Source organism: Mumia sp. zg.B17, assembly GCF_019550915.1.
GTDB lineage: Bacteria > Actinomycetota > Actinomycetes > Propionibacteriales > Nocardioidaceae > Mumia.
On record NZ_JAHWCI010000009.1, the window covers coordinates 109,286 to 133,195 of the forward strand.

Sequence of the window (23,910 nt, forward strand, 5' to 3'; positions counted from 1 at the left end):
GACCGACCCTCTCGCTGCCTCGCCGTCTGGGCAAGCACCTCGCGCGGCGAGGCAGAAAGCGGCAAGGCAGAAAGGTGTCAATCCGTGGCCTTCGGGGATGTCGCGTCGCTAGGGTGACGTGCGCGGGGAGGGACGAGGGGATCACCGGTGGGCGGACGGCACTCTGCTCCGCCCACGGCGGCGGAGCCGTCACCCGTGTCGCCGACTGCGGCATCGAGCACCGCCCCGAGCGATCGCCGTACCGATTCGCGCCGTACCGAGCGACCTCGCACCGATCGACGCCGCACCACGACGCCTGCCGGCGGCCGCCGTGCCGATCGACCCAGGCGGTCTCGACGACCGCCGTACCGGACGGTTGCGGTGATCCTCGTCCTGGTCGCGGCCGTCGCCGCCGCGATCCCCGTGGTCGACCACGTGCAGCAGCAGCGTGCAGACGCCGCAGCGGCCGCGGCCCACCTGAGCGCCGTCCGGGCCGAGGACGCGCGCCGGTCGTCGCACGAGGAGGACCGGTTGCGTGCCACCGGTGACCTGAGCGCCGCGGGGCGCGCCGTGGCCGAGCGGTTGACGATCATCGCCGACTGCGCCTCCGGCGGTGCCCAGCCGTCCGGACCGAACGGCCGCCTCCCGGCGTCCGCGCTGTGCGCGGTGCCCGGCTCGGGCGTCCAGCTTCGGGCAGACGCCGCGGAGGCGTGGGCGAGGCTCCAGGAGGACTTCACGAAGGCGTTCGGCCGCTATCCCTGCGTCAACAACGGCTACCGCAGCTATGCGCAGCAGGCCACGATGCACGCGGGCAATCCCGGCATGGTCGCGCCTCCTGGCACCAGCAACCACGGCCTGGGGCTGGCCCTCGACCTCTGCACGGCCGGAGACGGTGCGGCGGGCACGAGCGCGTGGAGCTGGATGAACGCGAACGCGCCGTCGTACGGCTGGGCCCTGCCGTCGTGGGCCCGGCCAGGGGGATCACGGCCGGAGCCGTGGCACTGGGAGTACGTGGCCTCGGGTGACCGGGTCTCCTGACCTGCCGGTGAGCGCCGACATCGGGGGGAGACGCCGAACGGCGCGGCCCCGACCAGGGGGACCGCGCCGTTCGTGGGAGGTGGTGTCCTGCGCGGGCGGCCTCGTACCTCGGCCGACCGCTGCGCTCGCTAGCGCTCTTCGTCTCCGGCGATGAAGGCTTCGAGCATCTTGCGTCCCAGGTCATCGGGGCGCTGGACCGGCGGCGACTTCATCAGGTAGGACGACGCCGAGATCAGCGCGCCACCGATGCCACGGTCCTTGGCGATCTTGGCGGCACGGATCGCGTCGATGATGATGCCGGCGGAGTTGGGCGAGTCCCAGACCTCGAGCTTGTACTCGAGGCTGAGGGGCACGTCGCCGAACGCACGACCCTCGAGGCGGACGTAGGCCCACTTGCGGTCGTCGAGCCACTGGACGTAGTCCGACGGGCCGATGTGGACGTTCTTGTCGTCGACCTTGCCGGCCAGCGGGCCGGTGAGGTTCGAGGTGACGGCCTGGGTCTTGGAGACCTTCTTGGACTCCAGGCGATCGCGCTCGAGCATGTTCTTGAAGTCCATGTTGCCGCCGACGTTCAGCTGGTACGTCCGGTCCAGCGTGACCCCGCGGTCCTCGAACAGCTTGGCCATCACGCGGTGGGTGATGGTGGCGCCGACCTGGCTCTTGATGTCGTCGCCGATGATCGGGACGCCGGCGTCCTCGAACTTCTTGGCCCACTCGGGGTCGGAGGCGATGAACACGGGCAGCGCGTTGACGAACGCCACGCCCGCGTCGATCGCGCACTGCGCGTAGAACTTGTCCGCCTGCTCCGAGCCCACCGGCAGGTAGGACACCAGGACGTCGGCGCCGGTGTCCTTGAGGACCTGCACGACGTCGACGGGATCGGCGTCGGACTGGTCGATGGTCTCGAGGTAGTACTTGCCGAGGCCGTCGAGCGTCGGGCCACGCTGCACGGTCACGCCCAGGGGCGGCACGTCGCAGATCTTGATCGTGTTGTTCTCGCTGGCCTGCGTGGCCTCGGCGAGATCGAACCCGACCTTCTTGGCATCGACGTCGAAGGCGGCGACGAACTCGACGTCCTTGACGTGGTAGTCACCGAACTGGACGTGCATGAGACCGGGGACGGCCCCCTCGGGGTCCGCGTCCTTGTAGTACTCCACGCCCTGGATGAGCGACGTGGCGCAGTTGCCGACGCCCACGATCGCTACGCGTACCGAACCCATGGGGTTCCTCCTCCTCGGGGTCTCGCGACCCCGTCTCTCGTCCTATCCGCCGTGGTGGGGCGGGATGGTGGTGTTGGTCGGGCCCTCCGGCTCGTCGCCCGGCGGCCTGCCGGACCGCTCCGCGTCGATCAGTCCCGTCAGCCAGCGCACCTCGCGCTCGACCGACTCCAGCCCGTGACGCTGCAGCTCGAGCGTGTAGGCGTCGAGGCGCTCGCGGCGCTTCTGTGCCGCGGTCCGGACGCGTTCGAGCCGCTCCTCGAGACGACTCCGTCGTCCCTCGAGGATGCGCACACGGGTCCGGGAGTCCGTGCGCGCGAAGAAAGCGAAGTGGATGCCGAAGGTCTCGTCCTCCCATGACGAGGGGCCCGGCGCCGCCAGCAGGTCGGCGAAGTGCTCCTTGCCCTCAGCGGTGAGGCGATAGACGATCTTGCCCCGTCGTCCCCGGTTCGCTGCCGTGTCGGCAGGCTCGTCGGCGACGATGTAGCCCTTCTTGCCGAGTGCCTTGAGGCAGGGGTAGAGCGTGCCGTACGACAGCACCCTCGACCACCCCAGAAGGGCATTGAGCTCCTTGCGGAGCTCGTAACCGTGCATCGGCGTGTCGTGGAGCAGCCCCAGAACGGCGAACTCGAGTGCAGCTCCGCGCCTGGCCACGACAACTCCTCTCCACGCTCACGTCGAGGCAGTGAGGCGACGACGAGATATATCGTGCCGATACATCGAACTGATGTCAACCTGCGCTGGGACGGCGGTGGGGTTTTGGATCGACCCACCCATTGGGCACACTTGGCCGGTGGGTCGCGTCTCGTACGTGGTCCTGACGGCCTTGCCTGCACTCAGGGCAGGTCCCTCCCCCGGAAGCAACACTTGAGGAGTACGACGCGTGGCGGACCAGTCGCACGGCCGACCCGTGACCCCACGCTCGCGGAGGGCCGAGCCCTCTTCGAGTGGTTCCCGCGCCCGTCGCGCCGACCCGGCTGGTGAGGGCGACAAGCCGACGAAGCCGCTGTGGCGCCGCATCGTGAAGTGGGCGCTGATCACCGGCGTGATCTTGTTCGTCCTGGCGATCGCGGGTCTCTACTTCGCCTATCGGTCGGTGGCGATCCCGAGCGCCAACGCGGAGTTCCTCACGCAGACCACGAAGGTCTACTACTCCGACGGCAAGCACAAGATCGGCGACTTCCAGACCCAGAACCGGACCTCGATCGACTTCGAGGACATGCCGGAGACGATCAAGTCGGCCGTCATCGCCGCCGAGGACCGCAGCTTCTACTCCAACCAGGGTCTCGACTTCAAGGGCATCGCGCGCGCACTGCGTAACAACGCGACGTCGGAGACGACCTCCGGCGGATCGACGATCACCCAGCAGTACGTCAAGGTCCTCTACCTGACGCAGGAACGCACCATGGCCCGCAAGGTCAAGGAGGCGTTCCTCTCGATCAAGGTGCACAACCAGATGTCGAAGGAGGAGATCCTCGAGGGCTACCTCAACACGATCTACTTCGGCAACGGCGCGTACGGCGTCGAGGCGGCGTCGCAGACCTACTTCGGCCACAAGGCAGCAAAGCTGACCGCACCCCAGGCCGCCCTCCTCTCCTCGGTCATCAACAACCCGAGCGCCTTCGACCCCTACGACGAGGACGACCGCGATCGTCTGATGTCGCGCTACACCTACGTGCTCGGCGGGATGGAGAAGACCGGGGCGATCACCTCCGACGAGTTCGCGTCGTACTCCGCCAAGCTCCCCAAGGTGAAGAAGAAGGCGGAGTCGAACCGCTTCGGCGGCACCAAGGGCTTCCTCCTGCGGCTCACCGAGCAGCAGCTCAAGCAGGAGGGCCTCAGCGACGCCCAGATCACCGGCGGTGGTCTCAAGGTCGTCACGACGTTCGACTACAAGGCGCAGAAGGCGGCCGTCGAGACGGTCAAGGAGATGAAGCCGGACGGCCTCAAGCAGCTCAACGTCGCGCTGTCCTCCGTCGATCCCGCGACCGGTGCGCTGCGCGCGATGTACGGCGGCTCCAACTACCTCAAGAGCCAGCTCAACTGGGCGATGCTCGGGTCGCAGCCGGGATCGTCGTTCAAGCCGTTCGCGGTGGCGGCAGCGCTCAGCGACGGCTACAGCCTCAAGACGCAGCTCAACGGCTCGTCGCCGCTGCGCCTCGAGAACGGCGCCGAGATCGAGAACCAGGGTGACTCGGGCGGCAAGTCCTTCGGGCCTGTCTCCCTCGAGGCCGCGACCAAGGACTCGGTCAACACCGCCTTCGTCGACCTCACCTACGACGTGATGGACGACGGAGGCCAGAAGACGATCGACGCGGCGCGCAAGGCCGGCATCTCCGACACCGCCGCGAAGCGGTACGACCCCAGCGTGGCGGTCGTCTCGCTCGGATACGCGCCCGTTCCCAACGTCGAGATGGCCGCCGCCTACGCCACCTTCGCCAACAACGGCAAGCAGAACGACTGGTACGTCATCGAGCGCGTGACCGACCGCAGCGGCGAGGACGTCGTCCGACACCAGGTCGCCCCGAAGCGGGCCTTCTCCGCGGCGGTCTCCGCCGACGTGACGAAGGCGCTCCAGGAGGTCGTGGGCGAGGGCAGCGGCACGAACGGCCGCACCATGTGCCCGACCGCCGGCAAGACCGGCACAGCGACGTTCCAGAAGACCGAGAAGGGCAAAGAGGTCGGCGACGCCCACGTCTCCAGCTCGTGGTTCGTCGGCTACACACCCAAGCTCGCCACCGCGGTGATGTACGTCCGCGGCAAGAACGGCAACGAGGCCCTCAACGGCTACATGCCGACGTTCTACGGCGGCCAGTACCCCGCCAAGACCTTCGCCAGCTTCATGGACAAGGTGCTCGACGGCGACGAGTGCGGCGAGTTCCCCGAGCCGGCCAACATCAAGTCGACCAAGGGCAAGACGTACGTCCCGCAGCCCACGGCGACGCCGGAGACGGAGAAGCCGCGCCCCGAGCGGCCGACCCGCCCGCCGCGTCCGAACCGCCCGCCGCGCCCGACGGAGCCCGAGCCGACGCTCCCCACCGAGCCCACCATGCCCACCGAGCCCACCATGCCGACCATGCCGACCATGCCGACGGAGCCCCCTGAGGAGACCGGCGGTCCCGGTGGCGGTGGCGGTCCCGGTGGCGGCGGATTCGGCGACTGACCATGGCGGAGCCGGCGGGGGGGCGGGTCCGACCGAACCGCTGGTGGACCCCGCTCCGGATCCTGCTGGCGACCGCCGTCCTCGTCGGGACGCTCGGCCTCGTCACCAAGACGCCCTGCGCGGTCGCGGACGGTGAGCGCTGGTTCTCCACGAGCCCGGTCCCGGCGGGGGCGTCGTACTCGCGGCTGTGCGCGAGCGAGCTTCCCGGAGAGTACGTGACCACGGGCCTCGCCGAGGGCGTCCTCCCGTGGTCCGACGACGGCGGGCGGTGGCCGGTCAACGCGGTGACGGTGCCCGTCGGCATCCTGCAGTACGGCGCAGCCTCGCTGGTCCAGGCCGTGACCGGTGCCGACCGTGCCGACCGCGGCGGCCGGGACCCGGACACGGTCCGGCAGGAGCCCGAGGTCCGCCGGGAGGCCGTCGCGTATACCGGCGTGGTCGCGCTCGGTTCGCTGCTCGCGCTGCTCCTCGCGCTCGTGGCGCTCGCCCGAGCCGCGCGTCGATCGCGCGTGCACGACGCCCTGCGCCCCTGGCCGACGTGGTCCGACCCCACGCTCTCGCTGATGCCGTTGGCGGCCTCGCCGGTGGTCGCGCTCTTGCTGGGGGTGGGCTGGGACCTCGTCGGGGTCGCCCTCGTCGCCTTCGGGCTCGCGGTCTGGACGTCGGGGCGGGCGCGTACGGCGGGTGTCATCCTCGCGGTCGCGACGCTCACCGCGTGGTGGCCGATCGTGGTTCTGGTCGCCCTGGCGGCCACGGCGCTCGTCCGGCACGCGCCTGCGGCCGGCCGGCTTATCGGGGTCGCGGCCGTGACCCTCGCGGTCGGCGGGCTGGCGTCGTACGTCGCCTCGTCGGGCGACGCCCTGACCGAGGTGGTCCGGCGGTGGCTCTATCGCGACGACGGAGTGGGATCGATCTGGGCGGTGCTGCGTGAGCTGGGTGCCGAACCCTCGACCGTCGCCGTCGCGGCGGTGGTGATCGGCGTCTCCGCCTTCGCGACCTCGCTCATGTTCCTCTACGCAGCCCGATCCGGTGACGTCGACCAGACCGCCCGCTACGCCTTCGGTCTCCTGGCGGCGCTGCTGCTGGTCGGCACGACGTACGCTCCGGGCTACGCCCTGTGGCTGCTCCCGCTCGCCGTGCTGGCGCACCCCGTGTGGCGCGACCTCCTGTGGTGGCAGGCGGCGGAGGTCTTCCTGGTCGTGGCGACCTGGTGGCACCTGGGCGACTCGACGAAGGCCGTCGACGGCTCACCCGACCTGGTGTACGTCGCGGCGATCGTGCTGCACGTCGTCGCGACGGTCTGGCTCGTCGCCCGGATGCAGATCACCGCTGCCGGCGGCGGCGTAGCGGCGGCCCAGGAGCCTGACGTGCTCGACCAGCTCGGGCGGTGAGTCGACCGAGAAGTCGAGCCCGAGCATCCCGACGTACACGGCGAGGATCTCGATGCTGTCGGCGCCGGTGACGAGGACGCACGTCTGCTCGTCGACGGCCTCCACGACCCCGACCGCGTCGTTGATGCGGGCACGGACCTCCTCGGCCGCTGCGGCGACGGTGACGCGGGCGTGCACCGACCAGCCTGCGGCAGCGACCTCCCTCACCACGAACGCGGTGTAGTCCCGTTCGTCCATCGGACGCGGGCCGAACCGTGGTTGCGGCATCGTGCTGATCTCCGCCCAGTCGATCCGCAGCGCCCGCCACGCACCGCCAGGGACCTCTCGGGCGACGAGGTACCACCGCCGCTGCCAGGTGACGACACGGTACGGCTCCACGTCGAGCCGTTCGCCCTCGTACACGAGGCGGAGCTGCTCCTGGTCCCTGATCGCATCGGTGAGGCGTGAGAGGACCGCGGGGTCGATCTCGGGGTCCTCCACGTTGCTGTCGGTGTTGACGGGTCCGGCGCTGAGCGCGCTGGTCACCGTCGCGACCCGGCGGCGGAGACGGTCGGGCAGGACCTGCTCGAGCTTCGCGAGGGCACTCGCGCTGCTCTCCTCGATGCCGGCCACGCCGCTGGCGGTCCGTAGGCCGATCGCGACGGCGACCGCCTCGGCGTCATCAAGGAGCAGCGGGGGGAGCTTCGCTCCAGGGCCGAGCCGGTAGCCGCCCGCCGGACCGCGGGCACCCTCGACGGGATATCCCAGCTCCCGCAGGCGGTCCATGTCGTGGCGGATCGTGCGAGGGGTGACCTGGAGGCGCTCCGCGAGCTCGGGGCCGGACCACGCGGGTCGCGACTGGAGGAGGCCGAGAAGGGCGAGCAGCCGGGCTGACGTCTCCAACATTCTCCGCATCCTCCCAGATTGAGGAATCTGACCGTCCTGAATGCGTCCTACCGTCCTTTCATGAGCACCGACGTGAGCGCGAGCGACGCCATCCGAACCTTCCGCATCGACGTCCCGCAGGCGGACCTCGACGACCTCGCCGCGCGCCTCGAGCGCACGCGGCTCCCGCAGCCAGCCCCTGGCGACGACTGGCACTACGGCGTCCCCAACGCCTATCTCCGCGAGGTCGTCGAGCAGTGGCGCCACGCCTTCGACTGGCGCGAGGTGGAGAGCCGGATCAACACCTACGACCAGTTCCTGACCGAGATCGACGGTCAGACGATCCATTTCCTGCACGTCCGGTCGGCCGAGAAGGACGCGACGCCGCTCCTGCTCGCGCACACCTACCCGGGCTCCGTGATCGACTTCCTCGACATGATCGACCCGCTGGTCGACCCCGTCTCGCACGGCGGTCGGGCGGAGGACGCCTTCGACGTCGTCGTGCCCTCGATGCCCGGCTTCGGCTACAGCCTGCCGGTCGTCGACCGGGGGTGGACGATGGCGCGGGTCGCGGCGGCGTACGACGTGCTCATGCGCCGACTCGGGTACGAGGCGTACGGCGTGCACGGGAGCGACGGTGGCGCGATGGTGTCGCGCGAGCTCGGCCTGATGCAGCCCGCCGGCTTCCTCGGGCTCCACGTCCTCCAGCTCTTCTCGTTCCCGTCGGGTGACCCGGCCGAGATGGAGGGCTTCGGGCCGAAGGAGTTCGCGGCGCTGGAGCACATGCAGTGGTTCCAGTCGATGGGCGGCTACAACGCCATGAACGGCTCCCGGCCGCAGACGGTGGCGGTGGGGGTCTCCGACTCACCGGTCGGGCAGCTCGCCTGGAACGAGCTGTTCATGTCGTTCGGCAACGGGACCAGCCTCGTGACGACCGAGCAGATCCTCGCCGAGGTCACCTTCGAGTGGTTGACCAACACGTCGGCGTCGGTCGGGCGCTACCACTTCGAGGAGGCGCGCCGCGACGCCGAGCCGCAGGTGAACCATGCCCGGACGGGAGTGTCGGTGTTCGCCGACGACTTCCAGACGCTCCGCGCCTTCGCCGACCGCGACAACAGCAACATCGAGCAGTTCACCGAGCACCCCGAAGGCGGGCACTACGCGATGCTCGAGCGGCCCCAGGTGGTGGTCGACGACCTGCGGACCTTCTTCGCGACGGCCTGAGCCGTACGACCGGGCCGATCCTCACGGGTCGGCCCGGTGCCGGCTAGGGGGCGTCGACGGCGTCGAACGTCGTGGTCGTCATGCGGACGTCGACCTCGACCTCCTCGCCGACCGCCGGCACCGCGACGCCGGCAGGGACGAGGATCATGCTCGCCTGCATGTGCGGCGGCTCGACGAACCAGCGCTGCTTGCCGGCGACGGTGAACGGCGACAGCGCGAGACCGGCGGCTCCGAGCCCACCCTTCGCCACCGAGGTCGCCCGCTGCTTCATCGTGCTGGCCGAGGTGGGCGCCTCGAGCCCGATGCCGTGCGAGGTCCCGCCGGAAACGATCAGGACGGTGCCACCGACCGGCATCGGACGTTGGCGGTAGCCGATCCGCTCGCCGCGCTCGACGACGTGGGAGTCGATCACGAGGCCGGTGACGCGGAAGGCGCCACGGTCTCCGAGCCAGAGCGCGGTGCCGACGCGGGGGCGCACGACGAGTCCCGGGCGACGCTCGGCGAGGGTACGGACCTCACGGTCGGTCAGGTGGGAGACGGTGAAGACAGGCGTGCCAGAGACGGCGGGTGCGAGCTTCGACGCCTCGAAGGCAGCAGCCCAGCTGTCGGCCTCGGACAGGTTGTCCTCCGAGAGCGGCAGGTGGATCGAGAACCCGATCAGCCGCAGCCGGCCCAGGTTGTCGGCGACCGACGTCAGCGCGTGCCGGTCGACGCCGTGGCGCGCCATCGAGGTCTCGCCCTCGACGACGATCCGGGTGCCTTCCGGCGCCTCGGTGCGCAGCAGCTCCAGGTCCTCGACCCGACTGACGGTGTGCACCACGCGCGGGTCGTACATCCGCTCCGTGCGCACCGTGTCGGCCCAGAACGGGCGCCAGGGGGTCATCACGTGGATGTCGCCGCCGAAGCGGGGGAGGACGTCGACGAGCTCGGCGTACGTCCCCACCGCGACCGTGTCCGTGCCGAGCCAGTCGGCCCGCCGTGCCAGCGCGCGGTTGCCGAACCCGTACCCGTTGCCCTTGATGACCGGGATGATGCCGTCGTACAGCTCCGCGGTGCCGCGCAGGTGCGCGCGCCAGCGTTCGCCGTCGACGTGGAGAGTGAGCGTCATGGTCAGCCTTCCTCAGCGGCGCTTCATGTACTGCTGGAATGCGAGGTACAGCAGCCGGTTGATCGGCAGGTCCCACTCGCCGGCGTACTCGACGGCCTCTCCGCCGGTGCCGACCTTGAACTGGATCAGACCGACGTGGCTGTCCTCCGGGTCGAGCGTGTCGGTGATGCCGCGCATGTCGTAGACGGTGCAGCCGGCAGCGAGCGCATCGCGGATCATCCGCCACTGGATCGCGTTGGAGCCGCGGACCTCGCGCTTGGCGGTCGTGGAGGCTCCGTAGGAGTACCACGCGTGCTGGCCGACGCGCACCATCGTCGTCGCCGCGACGAGATCACCCTCGTGCCGTGCGAGATAGAGCCGCATCCGGTCGGGGTCCTCGCCGTTGAGTGCGTCCCACATCGTCTGGAAGTACGCGAGGGGTCGCGGCGTGAAGTGGTCGCGCTCCGCGGTCTCGGCATAGATCGTGTGGAAGGCGGCGATGTCGTCCGCGCCGCCCAGCGTGACCTCGACGCCGGCCTTGTCGGCCTTCTTGATGTTGCGCCGCCACAGCTGGTTCATCCCGCGCAGCACGGCCTCCTCGGAGCGAGGGGCGCCGTCGGCGTCGACGAGCGGCAGCCAGAAGTTGTACTTCGGCTGGCCGGCCGTGAAGCCGCCCTCGCCGACCTGCTCCCGCCAGCCGAGGCGGTGCAGCTCCGACGTGACCGCGATCGCGCGGGGGTCGGTCGCCGCGGCCGGAGCGTCGCCGAGGGTGCGCAGCGCCGGATCGGCGACCGCCTTCTTGACCGTCGCCGCGTCCCACCGGCGCAGCACGACTGGGGGTCCCATCCGGACGCCGAACGCGCCGCGGCCCGTGAGGTGCTTCACCATCGGGTCGAGCCACGCAGCCAGGCCGCCGGGGCCAGCGGCTGCGGAGGCGAAGTCGATGCTCGGCCCCTCGGGGAGGTACGCGAGGTACTTCGCGACCTTCGGGAGCTTGCGGTAGAGCACCAGACCGGCGCCCACGATGTCCCCGCCGTCGAACCACCCGATCGACTCACCCCTCCACTCCGACTTCACCGCGGCCCACGCCGGGGTCTGGAGGAAGCTCGCCGAGGGGAGGGAGGTCAGGAACGCCAGGTGGTCGGCGGTGCTGATCGTACGGACGCTGAGAGACACGGCCCCGAGGCTACCGGAGGCCCGCTGACGTCCACCGGGCTACGTCAGCGGGGACCGGCGGGGCGCGGCCGGCGTGACGATCAGCGTCATCCCCGCCTCCGCCGGAGTCCGGTCGCCCTTGCGGTGGTTGCACCGCAGGCACGCGGCGACCGCGTTCTCCCACGTCAGCAGCCCACCGCGGGACCGGGGAAGGATGTGGTCCACGGTCTCCGCCGGCCCGCCGCAGTAGCCGCAGTGCCGGTCGCGCGCCTTGACCGCGCCCTTGGTGCACAGCGGCGTGCGGGCGTGCACCCAGCGCATCACGACGTAGCGGACCAGGCGCAGCACCTTGGGTACGGGGAACGGACCGAACCGGGCCTCGGGGTGGGCCTCCTCGACGACCGCCACCTCCCGCACGAGCATCCGGATGGCGTGTCGCAGGGACACCCGCTGGAGCGGCTCGTAGCTGGCGTTCAGGACCAGCACGGTCCGTTGACGGCGCGTGCCTGTGGCGCGGTGGCTCACCACCACGGGCTCGGCGACAGCTGTCATGGTCACCCGCCTCTCTGGCCCACGTCCGTCCAGCCTGCGTGCGATCAGCGTAGCCCGTCCTGCCGGGCGAGAGCGCGTGCTCAGGACTCAGCGCGGCGGCTGTTTGCGGGGCGCGAGGCGGACGTGGGGCAGTGCGGGGGCGGGAAGCGCGGCTCCGTCCCACGCGGCGGGGAACGGTCCGTACGCGTCAGGGTCGCCGCTGCCGTCCACCTGAGCCGTCCACGCCTGCCGGAACCGCACGATCTCGTCGTGGTCACGGCCGACGAAGTTCCACCACATGACGATCTCCTCGTCGAGCGGCACGCCACCGATGAGGACGACCCGGCCGTCCGTCTCGCCGGTGCGCAGCACCAGCGTCGTACGCCCGACCGGCCGGTACGCGAGAGCGGCCGGTTCCACGTGCGTGCCGTCGACGTCGACCGGCCCGAGATCGACGAGAACGCCGTGCTCGTACGCCGGGTCGAGGTCGAAGCGGACCTCGGCACGCGCCGGCAGGGCGATCTCAGCCGCGACGAGGGGCGTGAACGTGGTGACCGGCGAGGAGGCGCCGGCGAAGTCACCGACGAACGTCCGCACGGTGGCAGCACCGAGGCGCACCGGCAGGGTGGCGAAGTGCTCGAACGCCCGGTCGCCGAAGCGGTCGGGGGCCGGGAGCGCCGTCCACAGCTGGACTCCCCGCAGCGTCGTGGTGTCGGCGGTCGAGTACTCCGAGTGCGCGATCCCCCGACCGGAGGTCATCAGGTTGACCTCGCCGGGCCGGATGCGCGTGACCGACCCGACCGTGTCCCGGTGCTCGACCTCGCCGTCGAACAGCCAGGTCACCGTCTGGAGACCGGTGTGGGGGTGGCCGGGCACCGCCATCCCGCCGGACTCGCTGACGTCGTCCGGTCCGTAGTGGTCGGCGAAGCACCAGGCCCCGATCAGCGAGCGCAGGCGCTGGGGGAGCGTACGGCGCACCGTCATCGCCCGTGGTCCACCCAGGGGGACGAGCCGAGGCTCGAGCAGCTCCACCTCGGCCTCGTCCGACGAGGGCGGCACGGTGATCTCCTGAGGGTCGCGCTCGGTGTTGCTCATGCGACCAGTGTCAGGGACGTCGGGCACGGGACGCACGTGTTCGCCAGCGGCAAAACCCGTGCCGTCGCGCCCCCACCTTCCCCTACCGTGGGATTTCAAACCCGCCTCGTCAGGAGTTGTGTCATGTCCGACGGCCCCACCCCAGCTCGCACGATCGCCGCCCGGGCGGTGGACCTGCGCAAGACCTACGGCAAGCAGGAGGCGGAGGTCCGAGCCCTCGACGGGGTGAGCATCGACGTCTACGAGGGCGAGTTCACCGCCGTGATGGGCCCGTCCGGCTCCGGGAAGTCGACCCTGATGCACCTGCTCGCCGCGCTCGACAACGCGACCAGCGGCTCGGTCTTCATCGGCGACACGGAGCTCTCGGGGCTCAACGACAAGCAGCTGACGCGCCTGCGGCGCGACGACGTCGGATTCGTCTTCCAGGCCTTCAACCTCGTGCCGACGCTCACAGCCGAGGAGAACATCCTGCTTCCTCTGTCGATCGCCGGCCGCAAGCCCGACCCGGCCTGGTACGACGAGGTGATCGACACCGTCGGGCTGCGCGACCGCCTGCGGCACCGTCCCAACGAGATGTCGGGCGGCCAGCAGCAGCGCGTCGCCGCGGCGCGTGCTCTGGTCGGCCGACCCACGATCGTCTTCGCCGACGAGCCCACGGGCAACCTCGACTCGACCTCGGGTGCCGAGGTCCTGAGCTTCCTCCAGCACAGCGTCCGCGAGCTCGGGCAGACCGTCGTGATGGTGACCCATGACCCGGTCGCCGCGTCCTACACCGACCGGGTCGTCTTCCTCGCCGACGGCAAGGTCGTCGACGAGATGCGGGCGCCGACCCCGGAGACCGTGCTCGAGCGGATGGCCAAGATCCAGATGCGCGCGCTCGAGACGGCTGCTGCCGCCGAGGGCGGTGCCGCCTGATGCTGCGGGTGACGCTGCGCAACCTGCTGGCGCGCAAGGTGCGCCTGCTGATGAGCGCGTTCGCGATCGTCCTCGGCGTCGCGTTCGTCGCCGGCACCCTCATCTTCACCGACACGATGAGCAAGTCCTTCGACGGCATCATCGAGGGATCCACTGCCGACGTGACCGTCCGTGCCGAGGGCACCGGGAGCTGGGAGCAGGCGCCGAGCGCCGACACCCGCACCATCCCGGCGTCCGTCGTCGACGAGCTGCGTGAGCTCCCCGGCGTCGCCCGTGCCGACGGCACGGTGCAGAGCCAGTCGCTGACGCTCGTCGGGTCCGACGGCAAGCTGGTCGCGGGCTTCGGACCCCCGACGCTGTCGTTCAACTACGACGAGGCGCCCGCCATGACGGGCGAGCAGATGGTCGTCGTCTCCGAGGGCCGGCCACCGTCCGCCGACGGCGAGGTGGCGATCGACGCCACGAGCGCCGAGAAGGGCGGGTACGAGGTCGGCGACACCGTGACGTTGGTGTCCGCCGGTGACCAGCCCACGCTCGAGGCCACGCTGGTCGGCCTCGCGCAGTTCGGCGGAGGATCGATGGCTGGTGCATCGCTGGTGCTCTTCGACGTCGGCTACGCCCAGGACCTCTTCCTCGACGGCAAGGACGTCTACAACGCGGTCTCCCTCACCGCTGACGACGGTGCGACGCCGCAGGAGGTGGCGTACGAGGCGGAGAAGGTGCTGCCCGACGGGTTCGAGGCCGCCACCGGCGACGCCGTCGCTGCGGAGAGCGAGGACGCGATCGGTGAGATCCTCGGGTTCCTGACGACGATTCTGCTCGTGTTCGCGGGCATCGCGATCGTGGTCGGCACCTTCCTCATCATCAACACGTTCTCCATCCTGGTCGCACAGCGCAGCCGCGAGCTGGCGCTGCTGCGGGCCCTCGGTGCCTCGCGGCGGCAGGTGAGCCGGTCCGTGCTGATCGAGGCGCTCGTGGTGGGTCTCATCGGATCGACCGTCGGCGTGCTGCTCGGGATCGGGCTCGCCCACGGTCTGACGGCGCTCTTCAAGAGCTTCGGCCTCGACGTGAGTGACACGCCATTGGTGATCTCGCCCCGCACGTGGGTCGTCGGCTACGTGGTGGGTCTGCTGGTGACGCTTGTCGCCGCCTACCTGCCGGCCCGCCGGGCGTCGCGGGTCGCGCCGGTCGCGGCCATGCGTGACGACGTCGCGCTGCCGGAGTCGTCGATGCGTCTGCGGATGCTCGTCGGCGCGGTTCTCGTCGTCATCGGCGCGGGCCTGGTGTGGCTCGGGCTCTCCGGGGTCGACAACGGCGCGTGGTACGTCGGGGGCGGCGTCCTCGCGATCCTCATCGGCGTCTCGCTGATGAGCCCGCTGCTCAGCCATCCCGTCCTCGTTGCGCTCGGCGGCCTGTTCCGCCCGTTCGGTCTCGTGGGACGCATGGCGACCCAGAACGCGCTGCGCAACCCGCGCCGTACGGCCGCGACGGCCTCGGCGCTCATGATCGGGCTGACTCTCGTGACGACGATGAGCATCCTGGGCTCGTCGGTCAACAAGTCGGTCGACGTCGGTGTCACCAAGGAGTTCACGAGCGACTTCCTCCTCACCAACCCGGTCGGGGCTCCGTTCTCGACGTCGATCGCGGAGGAGATCCGCGGCATCGACGGTGTCGGAGACGTGGTGGAGGCGCAGTTCGTGCCTGCCTCCGTCGAGGGCTCCTTCGCCGGCCTGACCGCGACCGATCCGGCCGAGCTCTTCTCGATGTTCGAGCTCGACGCCACGGCGGACACGCTGGCCGCCGACGAGGTCGCGGTCCGGGAGGACACCGCAGAGGAGCGAGGCCTCGAGGTGGGGGACACGATCGAGGTCACCACGCAGTCCGGTGACTACCCGATGACGGTGGCCGGCACGTTCCCCGAGTCCAACGTCGTCTCCAACTACGTCACGTCGTTCGGCTTCGTGGACCGCGTCAAGCTCAGCCGCGAGGACTCCTTCGTGGCCGTCACCGCCGCGCCGGGGAGGTCGGGAGCCGACATCGAGGACCCCGTGCGTGACGTCGTGGCCGACATCCCGACCGTGGTCGTCCAGACCCAGGACGAGTTCATCGAGTCCCAGCGCGACCAGATCAACACGATCCTCATGCTGATCAACGCGCTCCTCGGGCTGGCGATCGTGATCGCGGCCCTGGGCATCGTCAACACCCTCGCGCTGAGCGTGATCGAGCGGACGCGCGAGGTCGGGCTCCTCCGGGCGGTCGGGATGAGCCGACGGCAGCTGCGTCGGATGGTGCGGCTGGAGGCGGTGGCGATCGCGGTCCTGGGTGCGGTGCTCGGCATCGCGATGGGCCTGGTGTTCGGCGTGGTCCTGCAACGGGCGCTCGAGGACGAGGGGATCACCGAGCTCTCGATCCCGTACACGACCCTGGTCGTCTATGTCCTCATCGCGGCGGTGGTGGGCGTGCTCGCGGCGGTGTTCCCGGCACTGCGGGCCTCGCGCCTCAACGTGCTGCGGGCCATCGCGACCGAGTAGGCCACGTGCGGCGGGGCTGGGCCGCGCGTGATCACGTCACGGCGGAGAGCCCCGCCGCCAGGGCGAACCCGATCACCGCGGCCAGCCCGGCCCTGTCCTGCACCTTCGCCCGGGCCTCCGGCACCATCGCCCCGACCAGCATCACCAGCAGGGCGCCGGCGGCGAACCCGTCCACCACCCCTTCGAACCGGTCCGCGGTGACGCGCGAGGCGGCATACCCCAGGCCGCTCGCCGGCGGCACGCATGTCCGTCGCCGAACCCATCGCCTCCGGAAGGTTGGACACGAAGACCGCGACGAGGAGCACCGTGCTGACCTCACCCCGCCGATCCGCTGGACCCAGCGGTCGGCCACGAAGTACGCGACGGCTCCGAGCGTCAGCCCTGCGGTCAGCGCGACCGCACCTCCGAACTCCAGTGCCTGCGGGAACAGCTCGTACGAGGTGCTGGCGAAGAGCTCCTGACCATGCTGCCGGTCGGCGATTTGGGACCCGCGCGGGTGCCCGGATAGACTGAGACGGTTGCCCGGCCACCACCCGGTGTGCTCGGGCAGCTCGATGCAACCCTCCTGTCACGGAAAGACCGTGACCGTACAGACCGAAGGAGGTGGAGTTGCCTTGCGTCACTACGAAGTCATGGTGATCCTCGATCCCGACCTCGACGAGCGCACGGTCGCCCCGAGCCTGGACACGTACCTCAACGTGGTGCGTCAGGACGGCGGTACCGTCGACAACGTCGACATCTGGGGCAAGCGTCGTTTTGCCTACGAGATCAACAAGCGGTCCGAGGGCATCTACGCCGTGGTCGACCTGACCGCGACGCCCGAGACCGTCAAGGAGCTCGACCGTCAGCTCACGCTGAACGAGTCCGTCATGCGTACGAAGGTCATCCGGCCCGAGAAGTGACGGACGCCCGACAGGTCGCCCCAGCAGGTCCGTCCCGGTGGTTTCCACCGGGGGCGTGCAGGGGTCGCCTCTGTCGGAGTCTTGATGTTGACTGCTAGCCAGCAGACATCCCGCGAACGTTGGAGTGAGACATGGCAGGCGAGACCGTCATCACCGTCGTCGGCAACCTTGTGGACGAGCCCGAGCTGCGGTTCACGCCGTCCGGCGCAGCGGTTGCCAACTTCCGCATCGCCTCGACGCCGCGCACCTTCGACCGTCAGAGCGGCGAGTGGCGCGACGGCGACACGCTCTTCCTGGGCTGCGCCGTGTGGCGCCAGGCCGCGGAGAACGTGGCCGAGTCGCTGCAGAAGGGCATGCGTGTGATCGTGCAGGGACGCCTCAAGTCCCGGCAGTACGAGACCCGCGAGGGCGAGAAGCGCACCGTGTTCGAGATCGACGTCGACGAGGTCGGCCCGAGCCTGCGCAGTGCCACCGCCAAGGTCACCAAGGCCTCTCGCTCCGGTGGAGGTGGAGGCGGCGGCTACCAGCAAGGTGGCGGCGGCCAGGGCGGGTTCAGCGGCGGAGGCCAGTCGGCCCCGGCCAACGACCCGTGGTCCTCTCCCGCCCCGCAAGGCGGCAACGCTGGCAACGATCCGTGGGCGAGCACGCCCTCCGGCTCGAACGACGAACCCCCGTTCTGAGTCGTCGGATCTGAAGAACACTCAAGGCGGTCTCTCGACCGTCACGTCATTCCGACCCGTCCTGCGGGTCGGGCTCACCGGAAGGGAGCACCACAATGGCTGCCAAGCCCCCCATTCGTAAGCCGAAGAAGAAGAGCAACCCGCTCAAGGCTGCGAAGATCACCTACATCGACTACAAGGACGCCACCCTCCTGCGGAAGTTCATCTCCGACCGCGGCAAGATTCGCGCTCGCCGCGTCACGGGTGTCTCCGTCCAGGAGCAGCGCAAGATCGCCACGGCGATCAAGAACGCCCGCGAGATGGCGCTGCTGCCTTACACCTCCACCGGTCGCTGATCGTCGGGGAAGGGACAACACCATGAAGCTCATCCTCACGCACGAGGTCACCGGCCTCGGTGCCCCCGGCGACATCGTCGAGGTCAAGGGCGGCTACGGCCGCAACTACCTCCTGCCCCGCAACTTCGCCATCCGTTGGACGAAGGGCGCGGAGAAGCAGGTCGAGTCGATCAAGAAGGCTCGTGACTCGCGTGCGATCCACGACCTGGACGGCGCGACGGCGCTCAAGCAGAAGCTCGAGTCCAACGCTGTCAGCGTCCCGGCTCGCGCCGGTGCCGAGGGCCGCCTGTTCGGTGCCATCACGGTGTCGGACGTCGCCACCGCGCTCGAGGGCGCCGGCGCCAACGTCGACAAGCGTCGGATCGAGATCGGCAACCCGATCAAGACGGTCGGCACGTACGACGTGCAGGTGCGCGTGCACCCCGAGGTCACCGCAAAGGTGACCATCAACGTGGTCGCCGCCTGACCCGCTGCTCACACAGACGAAGGGCCCGTCACCCTCGGGTGGCGGGTCCTTCGTCGTCTGGCGTGACTCGAACGCTGACGGCAGCCCTGGTTACCCCCCATGATGGGGATTGCCCGATTCCACTCCCCCGGAAGGACATCATGAACAAGACCATCGGCCGACCGTCTCGAGGAGGCGGCGTCCTCGCCGCTCGAGACCAGAACCAGGCGGTCAACACGAGCGTCTTCGCCCAGGCACTCGCGGCGATGCGGATCGCTTTCGGGCTCACGTTCCTGTGGGCCTTCCTCGACAAGCTGTTCGGCCTCGGATTCTCGACGCCCAGCGAGGGAGCGGTGATCAACGGCGGGAGCCCGACCGACGGCTACCTCTCCAACGTGCCCGACGGCCCGTTCGAGGACCTCTACCACTCGCTCGCCGGCGTGTGGCTGGTCGACGTCCTGTTCATGCTGGGACTGCTCGTCGTCGGCATCACGCTGACCCTCGGCATCGCGATCCGGATCGGCGCGCTCGTCGGTGTCCTGCTCTACGTGATGATGTGGACCGTCGTGCTTCCGCCGGAGAACCACCCGATCCTCGACGAGCACATCCTCGGCGCCCTCGGCGTCGCGGTCGTCGGTCTCGGTCTCGCCGGGGACACGTGGGGTCTCGGTCGCTGGTGGGGCGCGCAGAAGGCAGTGCGGAAGAACCCCGTCCTCAGGTGACGTGAACGTGTCATGACATGGGCCACCCGGTCGTCTGACCGGGTGGCCCTGTCGCGTTCAGGAGTCCGGGTCGGTGCGCGCCGCGAGGTCGGTGACCACGGCCCGGAGATCCCCGGTGCTGCCGACGCGGCGTTGGTGGTCGGCGCCGTTGCCGTCGCGCAGGATCCGGTCGATCCCTGCACAGACCAGGTCGGTGTCATCCGTGGCCGCCAGCGCGTCGGCGACGTGCTCGACGAGACCTCCCAGCACCTCTGCAGCGGGGCGCTGCTGTCGCGAGCGAGGATCGAGCAGGGTGTCGGACAATCCATACCGTGCCGCCTGCCAGCGAGCACCGCGCAGGAGCTCGACGCGCCAGGGGTCGAGCGGCTTCCCGTCGGCCCAGGCACGCGCCTCGGTCTCGACCAGCGCGCGGCACAGCCCGGCGAGCAGCACACCGTCGCGGACGTCGGTGCACACGTCGGTGACGCGGAGCTCGACCGTCGGGTACGAGCGGGCGCGACGAACGTCGAAGTAGACCATGCCCTCGTCCAGAGCGGCGCCCGAGGTGATGAGCTCCTCCACGGCGACGTCGTACGTCGCGGCGTCGCCGAACGGCTCGACCGGTCCTGCCGTCGGCCACTCCGTCCACCGGCGCGATCGCCAGCTGGCGTGAGCGGTGTCGCGGCCGTCGTCGTACGGCGAGTTGGCGCTGAGCGCGAGCAGCACCGGCAGCCACGGGCGTACGCGGTCGATGACGCCGACAGCCTCCTCGTCGTCGTGGATGTCGACGTGCACGTGCATCCCGCAGACGGCGGCGCTCTCGCCGATCGCCCCGAACTCGTCGAGCATCCGCTCGTACCGTGCCTTCGGGGTGACCTCGGACTCGCCGCTCGGCAACGGGGACGTGCCGGAGGCGATGGCCGCGGCTCCCGCGGCTCGTGCGGCCGCAACCGTCTGACGGCGTACGTCGTGAAGGTCGGTCGCCAGGTCGGTGAGCCGCGCGTGCGGTGAGGTCATGGTCTCGAGCTGTTCGAGGAACAGCTCGTGCTCCAGATCCGCGTCACCGTCGTGGCGCCGTAGCGCGCGTTGAGAGACCGTCTTCGTGAGGCCCGTGGCCGGGTCGACGAGGAGCAGCTCTTCCTCGATTCCCATCTTTCGCATCGCCAAAGTGTCGCGGCTCGGGGCCGCGTGCGCAGACTCAGCGGAGCAAGGGAGCGATCGGTGAGGAGTCGATCATCGCGTGCAGCACCGCGACGTCCTCGTACACCTCGACCGCGCCGGCGCCACGCAGCTCGCCCGGGCCACTCCCTCCGCTGCGGACGGCGAGGAACGGGACTCCGACCCGTTGCGCGGCGATGCCGTCCCACACGGCGTCGCCGACCATGACGGCGCGGCCGGCCTCCACGCCGACGGCGGCGAGCGCGACCTGGACGATGTCGGGCTCTGGCTTGGCCTCCGCGACGTCGTCGGCGTTGGTGACCGCGTCCACCAGGTCGTCGCAGTCCAGTGCCTCACGCAGTCGCTCGAGCTCGTGGGGTGGGGCGGACGCCGCGAGGACGATCAGGGCGCCGCGGTCGCGGATCTCCCGCAGCAGCGGTCGCACCCCGTCGAATCGACGCAGCTCGCCGGCCAGCTCGGCGTACTGGGAGGCGTGAAGATCCTTCGCCGCCGCCCGGGCCGCGTCGTCCGCGTCACCGGCGAGGTCGTCGAGGAGGCGGCTGTTGTCCATGCCGATCGCGCGGTGGATCCGCCAGGTGTCGACGGTGATCCCTGCCTGGCGGAACGCCGTCGTCCAGGCCCGCACGTGAAGGTAGTTCGAGTCCATGAGGGTCCCGTCGATGTCGAAGAGGACCGCGGTGCGTGCTCCGTCAGTGGTCATGGTTCAAGAATCGAGCGGGACTAGGCTTTGCGCACACGATGACCGATGACTCGGCGCCATCGGGCCGGTCTCCCGATTGACAGCATGGACGTCGGCCGGTTCGCTGGGCCTACGAGAGAGGTGGAGCGATGCGCGCGATGTGGAAGGGCACGATCTCGTTCGGCCTGGTCACGATCCCGGTCAAGATGTACGGCGCGACGTCCACGCACGACATCTCCTTCCGTCAGGTCCGACGGAGCGACGGGTCGCGCGTGAAGTACAAGCGTGTCGCCGAGGCGGACGGCGAGGTCGTCGACTACGGCGAGATCGCCAAGGGCTACGAGCTCCCCGACGGACGGATGGTCGTCCTGACCGACGACGACATGGAGGAGCTGCCGCTGCCCACCAAGAAGGTGGTCGACGTCCTCGAGTTCGTCCCGCTGGAGCAGATCGACCCGATCTTCCACAACAAGAGCTATTACCTCGAGCCCGACACGAACGCCGGTCTCAAGCCGTACCTCCTGCTCCGTGAGGCGCTCGAGGCCTCCGACATGGTCGCGGTCGTGAAGGTGACGATCGGCACACGCGAGCAGCTGGCGACCATCAGGGTGCGCGAGGACGTCCTCACGCTGAGCACGTTGATGTGGGCCGACGAGATCCGCAAGCCCGAGTTCTCCTTCCTCGGAGAGGACGTGCAGCTGCGACCCCAGGAGATCAAGATGGCGCAGTCGTTGGTGGCCAGCATGGAGGCCGACTTCGACCCCGAGCAGTACCACGACGAGTACGAGGTCGCCCTCGACGAGCTGGTCGCGGCGAAGCTCGAGGGCAACGAGGTCGTGCAGCCGGCCGTCGGCGAGGGCGCGGAGCAGCCTGACAACGTCGTGGACCTGATGTCCGCTCTCCAGGCGTCGATCGACCGGGCGAAGAAGGGCGAGGGTGAGGCCGTCGCCGGGGTGGACGCCGACGAGAAGGACGAGGCCGACGGGGCCGACGAGAAGCCCGCCAAGAAGGCCGCGGCGAAGAAGGGCTCTACCAAGAAGGCCCCGGCGAAGAAGACGACCGAGAAGAAGACGGCGGCCAAGAAGACGACCGCCAAGAAGACCCCGGCGAAGAAGCCCGCAGCCAAGAAGACGGCCGCCAAGAAGGCTTCCTGACGCGCTCAGGATGACACGCCGGGGCCGGCCGCTCGTTGATCGTGTCAGTGCCGAGAGGGACACTCGAAGCGTGGGGGATACCCCGTCCCGTACGAGAGGTGAGCACGCATGATGTCCGAGATGGTCGCGATCTGCACCGACTGCGCTGCCGAGTTCGGCGTGGCGGACGGGTGGCTCGACCGGTGCGCAGAGTGCTGCGCTGTGCGCGACGACCACCTTTCCGGTCTCCACACGGCGTACGCGAAGGGCTGCACCGACTGCGATCGTGCCGACGACGCGCCTCGCGCGGGAGTGCACGCCGCCTGACCGCCGAGTGCGCCTAGACCGCGCCGACCACCATCCAGCGGTCGGTCCGTTCACGTAGCACCAGCGTCACCATCCGCGCGAGCATGAAGCCCGCGTACGCCACCCAGAGCCACGTCAGCCCCGCGTCGAGCATCCACACCGCGACGGCGAGCGGGGCGTACGCGATCAGGGTCACGACTCCGGCCCACGCGAGATAGGCGCCGTCGCCGGCTCCGATCAGCACGCCGTCGAGGACGAAGACCACTCCGGACACCGGCTGCGTGAGCGCGATCACGACGAGCGCTCCGACGATCAGGTGCTGGACGTCGGGGTCGGAGGTGAAGAGCTTCGGCAGCCAGGGAACCGACGCCAGCAGCAGCACCGTGGCGACGACACCCGAGGCGACACCCCAGCCGATCATCCGGCGCGTGGTCGCTCGGGTCCCAGACACGTCGCCCGCCCCCAGCGAGCGGCCCGTCAGCGTCTGTCCGGCGATCGCGATCGCGTCCAGCGCGAACGCCAGGATCGAGACGATGGTCACCGCGACCTGGTGGGCGGCCAGCGCCGCCGAGCCCATCGTCGCCACGACCGCCGTCGCGATCAGGAGGGCGGCGCGCAGGGTGAGCGTCCGGACCACCAGCGCCACCCCTGCACGCGCGGCCTCATGGATGCCCGCGCGGTGGGGCCGGACTGGTGCGCGCTGGGCCCGGACCGCACGGACCACGACATACCCGAGGAACAGTCCCGACCCGAGCTGGGCCACGGTGGTGCCGATCGCCGCCCCTCGGATCCCCATGTCGAGCCCGTAGACGAGGACGAGGTTGAGGATCACGTTGACCACGTTGGCCACGATCACGGTGTAGAGGGGCGTCTTGAGGTCTTGGAGGCCACGAAGCACCCCGGTCGCCGCGAGGACCACGAGCATGGCCGGGATGCCGGGAGCAGCCCACACCAGATAGGTGACGGCCTGGTCCGCGACCACGTCCGACGGTCCGAACGCGCCGACGATGATGGAGGCGCCTGCTCCGGCCAGCAGCGCGGCCAGGGCGCCGATGAGGACGGCGAGCCACAGACCGCTCATGCCCGACGCCATCGCCCCCCGCAGGTCGCCCGCGCCGATGTGGCGTCCGACCGAGGCGGTGGTGCCGTACGCGAGGAACACGCAGAGTCCGACGAAGGTCTGCAGGACCGTCGACGCGATCGCGAGCCCGGCGAGCGGGTCGGTCCCGAGGTGGCCGATGATCGCGGTGTCCGCGGCCAGCATGAGGGGCTCGGAGACGAGCGCTGCGAACGCGGGGACGGCGATCCGGAAGATCTCGCGGTCGCGTGCGTCCAGGTGCAGCCTCACGCCGACCAGTCT

Annotated in this window: 23 protein-coding genes; 12 read left to right on the top strand and 11 right to left on the bottom strand. The window is 70.0% G+C overall.

The window, feature by feature from the left end:
• Positions 1 to 360: 360 nt before the first annotated feature.
• Positions 361 to 1,017 (top strand): D-alanyl-D-alanine carboxypeptidase family protein, encoded by a 657-nt coding sequence (locus KV097_RS17505; protein WP_220366623.1) that lies wholly within the window; start codon positions 361 to 363, stop codon positions 1,015 to 1,017.
• A 128-nt stretch (positions 1,018 to 1,145) separates the two neighbouring features.
• On the opposite strand, the gene KV097_RS17510 is transcribed toward KV097_RS17505, so the two are convergent.
• On the bottom strand, positions 1,146 to 2,237 hold the full coding sequence (locus tag KV097_RS17510) for an inositol-3-phosphate synthase (protein ID WP_220342740.1): 1,092 nt from the start codon (positions 2,235 to 2,237) through the stop codon (positions 1,146 to 1,148).
• A 42-nt stretch (positions 2,238 to 2,279) separates the two neighbouring features.
• Entirely contained in the window at positions 2,280 to 2,888 is a 609-nt protein-coding gene (locus KV097_RS17515; RefSeq protein ID WP_220342739.1) for a PadR family transcriptional regulator, read from the bottom strand.
• Positions 2,889 to 3,117: 229 nt separating this feature from the next.
• Here KV097_RS17515 and KV097_RS17520 point away from each other — a divergent pair, with 229 nt between their 5' ends.
• Positions 3,118 to 5,397, top strand: a complete 2,280-nt coding sequence (locus KV097_RS17520; protein WP_220366624.1) for a transglycosylase domain-containing protein — start codon at positions 3,118 to 3,120, stop codon at positions 5,395 to 5,397.
• 1,247 nt (positions 5,398 to 6,644) lie between these two features.
• Here the strand turns inward: KV097_RS17520 and KV097_RS17525 are convergent.
• On the bottom strand, positions 6,645 to 7,673 hold the full coding sequence (locus KV097_RS17525; protein WP_220345677.1) for a YafY family protein: 1,029 nt from the start codon (positions 7,671 to 7,673) through the stop codon (positions 6,645 to 6,647).
• 60 nt (positions 7,674 to 7,733) lie between these two features.
• Here KV097_RS17525 and KV097_RS17530 point away from each other — a divergent pair, with 60 nt between their 5' ends.
• On the top strand, positions 7,734 to 8,876 hold the full coding sequence (locus KV097_RS17530; RefSeq protein ID WP_220366625.1) for an epoxide hydrolase family protein: 1,143 nt from the start codon (positions 7,734 to 7,736) through the stop codon (positions 8,874 to 8,876).
• Between the two features lie 43 nt (positions 8,877 to 8,919).
• Here the strand turns inward: KV097_RS17530 and KV097_RS17535 are convergent, their stop codons facing one another.
• The 4 genes from KV097_RS17535 to KV097_RS17550 form a co-directional block, all read right to left on the bottom strand.
• A complete protein-coding gene (locus KV097_RS17535; RefSeq protein WP_220345675.1) occupies positions 8,920 to 9,984 on the bottom strand; it encodes an alanine racemase in 1,065 nt (354 codons plus the stop codon).
• A 12-nt stretch (positions 9,985 to 9,996) separates the two neighbouring features.
• The gene (locus KV097_RS17540; protein ID WP_220366626.1) at positions 9,997 to 11,139 is read right to left on the bottom strand and encodes a peptidoglycan bridge formation glycyltransferase FemA/FemB family protein; all 1,143 of its coding nucleotides are present in this window, start codon (positions 11,137 to 11,139) and stop codon (positions 9,997 to 9,999) included.
• A 39-nt stretch (positions 11,140 to 11,178) separates the two neighbouring features.
• Positions 11,179 to 11,670, bottom strand: coding sequence for an HNH endonuclease (locus KV097_RS17545; protein ID WP_220366627.1), 492 nt, complete (start codon positions 11,668 to 11,670; stop codon positions 11,179 to 11,181).
• Between the two features lie 87 nt (positions 11,671 to 11,757).
• Positions 11,758 to 12,744 (bottom strand): pirin family protein, encoded by a 987-nt coding sequence (locus tag KV097_RS17550; protein ID WP_220345674.1) that lies wholly within the window; start codon positions 12,742 to 12,744, stop codon positions 11,758 to 11,760.
• 123 nt (positions 12,745 to 12,867) lie between these two features.
• Here KV097_RS17550 and KV097_RS17555 point away from each other — a divergent pair, with 123 nt between their 5' ends.
• Together KV097_RS17555 and KV097_RS17560 are read left to right on the top strand one after the other, a co-directional pair.
• Positions 12,868 to 13,659, top strand: a complete 792-nt coding sequence (locus KV097_RS17555; protein ID WP_220342731.1) for an ABC transporter ATP-binding protein — start codon at positions 12,868 to 12,870, stop codon at positions 13,657 to 13,659.
• Positions 13,659 to 16,190, top strand: coding sequence for an ABC transporter permease (locus KV097_RS17560; RefSeq protein ID WP_220342730.1), 2,532 nt, complete (start codon positions 13,659 to 13,661; stop codon positions 16,188 to 16,190). Before KV097_RS17555 ends, KV097_RS17560 begins: the two co-directional genes overlap by 1 nt.
• A 31-nt stretch (positions 16,191 to 16,221) precedes the next feature.
• On the opposite strand, the gene KV097_RS17565 is transcribed toward KV097_RS17560, so the two are convergent.
• On the bottom strand, positions 16,222 to 16,431 hold the full coding sequence (locus tag KV097_RS17565) for a hypothetical protein (RefSeq protein ID WP_220345671.1): 210 nt from the start codon (positions 16,429 to 16,431) through the stop codon (positions 16,222 to 16,224).
• Between the two features lie 373 nt (positions 16,432 to 16,804).
• On the opposite strand from KV097_RS17565, the gene rpsF reads away from it, so the two are divergent.
• From rpsF to KV097_RS17590, 5 genes are all read left to right on the top strand, one after another.
• Positions 16,805 to 17,092, top strand: a complete 288-nt coding sequence (gene rpsF / locus KV097_RS17570) for a 30S ribosomal protein S6 (protein WP_220342728.1) — start codon at positions 16,805 to 16,807, stop codon at positions 17,090 to 17,092.
• A 131-nt stretch (positions 17,093 to 17,223) separates the two neighbouring features.
• The gene (locus KV097_RS17575; protein ID WP_220342727.1) at positions 17,224 to 17,772 is read left to right on the top strand and encodes a single-stranded DNA-binding protein; all 549 of its coding nucleotides are present in this window, start codon (positions 17,224 to 17,226) and stop codon (positions 17,770 to 17,772) included.
• Positions 17,773 to 17,867: 95 nt separating this feature from the next.
• The gene (gene rpsR / locus KV097_RS17580; protein WP_220342726.1) at positions 17,868 to 18,107 is read left to right on the top strand and encodes a 30S ribosomal protein S18; all 240 of its coding nucleotides are present in this window, start codon (positions 17,868 to 17,870) and stop codon (positions 18,105 to 18,107) included.
• A 22-nt stretch (positions 18,108 to 18,129) separates the two neighbouring features.
• Positions 18,130 to 18,573, top strand: coding sequence for a 50S ribosomal protein L9 (gene rplI / locus KV097_RS17585; RefSeq protein ID WP_220342725.1), 444 nt, complete (start codon positions 18,130 to 18,132; stop codon positions 18,571 to 18,573).
• Between the two features lie 140 nt (positions 18,574 to 18,713).
• The gene (locus KV097_RS17590; protein WP_255559821.1) at positions 18,714 to 19,274 is read left to right on the top strand and encodes a DoxX family membrane protein; all 561 of its coding nucleotides are present in this window, start codon (positions 18,714 to 18,716) and stop codon (positions 19,272 to 19,274) included.
• Between the two features lie 57 nt (positions 19,275 to 19,331).
• Here the strand turns inward: KV097_RS17590 and KV097_RS17595 are convergent, their stop codons facing one another.
• Positions 19,332 to 20,414 carry a glutamate--cysteine ligase gene (locus KV097_RS17595; RefSeq protein ID WP_220366628.1) on the bottom strand — a complete coding sequence of 361 codons (1,083 nt, stop codon included), beginning with the start codon at positions 20,412 to 20,414 and terminating at the stop codon, positions 19,332 to 19,334.
• Between the two features lie 37 nt (positions 20,415 to 20,451).
• Positions 20,452 to 21,132, bottom strand: a complete 681-nt coding sequence (locus KV097_RS17600; protein ID WP_220366629.1) for an HAD family hydrolase — start codon at positions 21,130 to 21,132, stop codon at positions 20,452 to 20,454.
• Positions 21,133 to 21,260: 128 nt separating this feature from the next.
• Between KV097_RS17600 and KV097_RS17605 the strand changes: the two genes are divergently transcribed.
• Together KV097_RS17605 and KV097_RS17610 are read left to right on the top strand one after the other, a co-directional pair.
• Positions 21,261 to 22,265 carry a Ku protein gene (locus KV097_RS17605; protein ID WP_220342722.1) on the top strand — a complete coding sequence of 335 codons (1,005 nt, stop codon included), beginning with the start codon at positions 21,261 to 21,263 and terminating at the stop codon, positions 22,263 to 22,265.
• Positions 22,266 to 22,373: 108 nt separating this feature from the next.
• The gene (locus KV097_RS17610) at positions 22,374 to 22,571 is read left to right on the top strand and encodes a hypothetical protein (protein ID WP_220345666.1); all 198 of its coding nucleotides are present in this window, start codon (positions 22,374 to 22,376) and stop codon (positions 22,569 to 22,571) included.
• A gap of 13 nt (positions 22,572 to 22,584) precedes the next feature.
• On the opposite strand, the gene KV097_RS17615 is transcribed toward KV097_RS17610, so the two are convergent.
• On the bottom strand, positions 22,585 to 23,898 hold the full coding sequence (locus KV097_RS17615) for an MATE family efflux transporter (RefSeq protein WP_308289485.1): 1,314 nt from the start codon (positions 23,896 to 23,898) through the stop codon (positions 22,585 to 22,587).
• Positions 23,899 to 23,910: the final 12 nt, after the last annotated feature.

Excerpts from the sequence above, each read along its gene's own strand:
- KV097_RS17510 (WP_220342740.1), bottom strand. The coding sequence starts at position 2,237 with ATGGGTTCGGTACGCGTAGCGATCGTGGGCGTCGGCAACTGCGCCACG.
- KV097_RS17525 (WP_220345677.1), bottom strand. The coding sequence starts at position 7,673 with ATGTTGGAGACGTCAGCCCGGCTGCTCGCCCTTCTCGGCCTCCTCCAG.
- KV097_RS17530 (WP_220366625.1), top strand. The coding sequence starts at position 7,734 with ATGAGCACCGACGTGAGCGCGAGCGACGCCATCCGAACCTTCCGCATC.
- KV097_RS17535 (WP_220345675.1), bottom strand. The coding sequence starts at position 9,984 with ATGACGCTCACTCTCCACGTCGACGGCGAACGCTGGCGCGCGCACCTG.
- KV097_RS17545 (WP_220366627.1), bottom strand. The coding sequence starts at position 11,670 with ATGACAGCTGTCGCCGAGCCCGTGGTGGTGAGCCACCGCGCCACAGGC.
- KV097_RS17550 (WP_220345674.1), bottom strand. The coding sequence starts at position 12,744 with ATGAGCAACACCGAGCGCGACCCTCAGGAGATCACCGTGCCGCCCTCG.
- KV097_RS17555 (WP_220342731.1), top strand. The coding sequence starts at position 12,868 with ATGTCCGACGGCCCCACCCCAGCTCGCACGATCGCCGCCCGGGCGGTG.
- KV097_RS17560 (WP_220342730.1), top strand. The coding sequence starts at position 13,659 with ATGCTGCGGGTGACGCTGCGCAACCTGCTGGCGCGCAAGGTGCGCCTG.
- KV097_RS17575 (WP_220342727.1), top strand. The coding sequence starts at position 17,224 with ATGGCAGGCGAGACCGTCATCACCGTCGTCGGCAACCTTGTGGACGAG.
- rpsR (WP_220342726.1), top strand. The coding sequence starts at position 17,868 with ATGGCTGCCAAGCCCCCCATTCGTAAGCCGAAGAAGAAGAGCAACCCG.
- rplI (WP_220342725.1), top strand. The coding sequence starts at position 18,130 with ATGAAGCTCATCCTCACGCACGAGGTCACCGGCCTCGGTGCCCCCGGC.
- KV097_RS17590 (WP_255559821.1), top strand. The coding sequence starts at position 18,714 with ATGAACAAGACCATCGGCCGACCGTCTCGAGGAGGCGGCGTCCTCGCC.
- KV097_RS17595 (WP_220366628.1), bottom strand. The coding sequence starts at position 20,414 with ATGCGAAAGATGGGAATCGAGGAAGAGCTGCTCCTCGTCGACCCGGCC.
- KV097_RS17600 (WP_220366629.1), bottom strand. The coding sequence starts at position 21,132 with ATGACCACTGACGGAGCACGCACCGCGGTCCTCTTCGACATCGACGGG.
- KV097_RS17605 (WP_220342722.1), top strand. The coding sequence starts at position 21,261 with ATGCGCGCGATGTGGAAGGGCACGATCTCGTTCGGCCTGGTCACGATC.
- KV097_RS17610 (WP_220345666.1), top strand. The coding sequence starts at position 22,374 with ATGATGTCCGAGATGGTCGCGATCTGCACCGACTGCGCTGCCGAGTTC.